The sequence below is a fragment of the Nocardia brevicatena NBRC 12119 genome, assembly GCF_000308495.1.
In the GTDB taxonomy this organism is placed as follows: Bacteria; Actinomycetota; Actinomycetes; order Mycobacteriales; family Mycobacteriaceae; genus Nocardia; species Nocardia brevicatena.
In genome coordinates this window covers 1-1028 of sequence record NZ_BAFU01000174.1, presented here as the reverse complement: position 1 = coordinate 1028, position 1028 = coordinate 1, and the positions used below count along the sequence as shown (strand labels likewise).

Annotated in this window: 2 protein-coding genes; one reads left to right on the top strand and one right to left on the bottom strand. The window is 66.0% G+C overall.

What is annotated here, in order from left to right; genetic code table 11:
* Positions 1-4: 4 nt before the first annotated feature.
* A complete protein-coding gene (locus tag ON20_RS36810; RefSeq protein ID WP_157228997.1) occupies positions 5-244 on the bottom strand; it encodes a hypothetical protein in 240 nt (79 codons plus the stop codon).
* 320 nt (positions 245-564) lie between these two features.
* Between ON20_RS36810 and ON20_RS25810 the strand changes: the two genes are divergently transcribed.
* Positions 565-1028: IS110 family transposase (locus ON20_RS25810; protein WP_040839621.1), on the top strand; the 464-nt coding region annotated here is incomplete at its 3' end.

The window sequence follows — 1028 nt, the reverse complement described above, 5'->3', positions numbered from 1 at the left end:
AACCTCAATCAGCCACCATCTGCGCAAGCTGGAACGGATCGGCGTTGTCGCGCAGGTGCCCGAGCTCGCGCGAGATGCACGCACAAGCTGGTGGAGCTTGATGGATGGCGGGGTGTGCTGGTCTGCCGACGACTTTAATGACGGTGCGGCGCGCCCGCACGCGCGATTCGCCAAGCGCGCCGGCGTCGAGTATGAGTTGCGGAAGTTGGCCGATTGGATGCGGGCCGCCGACCTGACGAGTCATGAATCGAGACGGGCAGCATGCATGACTGATCGGGTGCAACTCGCGACCCCGGCCGAGCCTGCCGAACTCGGACGGAGAGTTCAGGGTCTCCTGCGCGAATGGGCCTCAGAGATCGACATAACTGATGGCCAGGAGTGCACGCCTGTCTTTATGCTCGTGCACGCCTTGGGAATCGGGTGTGGCTTTCACGAGGTCGCCGAACACGGCTCCGGAGACTTGGCCGCCCGGTTCCCGCGACGACCCGGCCGCCAATCGGGATGTGCGAGCGAATCGCTGTGTAGGACAACGCCGGTGCGGTCGTCGATTCCGACGGAAAGCGATTGCTGTCGCAGCGAGTCGCCAACGACGAGGCCGAACTCGTCTGTCCGATGGGCGATGTCGACGGCCTCGGCGACGAGGTCACCTGGGCGATGAACGTGCCCGACGGCGGTGCGGCGTTGCTGATCGGTCTGCTCATCGCCCACGACCAGCAGTTGCTCTACCTGCCCGGTCGTCGCACCCTCAACCGCGCGGCAGGCGGCTACCGGGGAGAAGGCAAGACCGACTCGCGAGACGCCACGATCATCGCCGATCAGGCACGAATGCGTCGCGATCTGCGCCCGCTACGTCCCGGCGACGAAGTCACCGTGGAATTGAAACTGCTGACCGCCCGACGCAGCGACCTGGTCGCCGACCGCACCCGCACCATCAACCGGCTGCGAGCTCTGCTGGTCGGGATCTTCCCCGCGCTCGACCGCGCGCTCGAAGACCTCGCCCGCACCGGGCAGCTGATGCTACTGACCGG

What these genes read in the sequence shown, in the direction of transcription:
- ON20_RS36810 (WP_157228997.1), bottom strand. Translation starts at nt 244, where the DNA reads ATGACTCGTCAGGTCGGCGGCCCGCATCCAATCGGCCAACTTCCGCAA.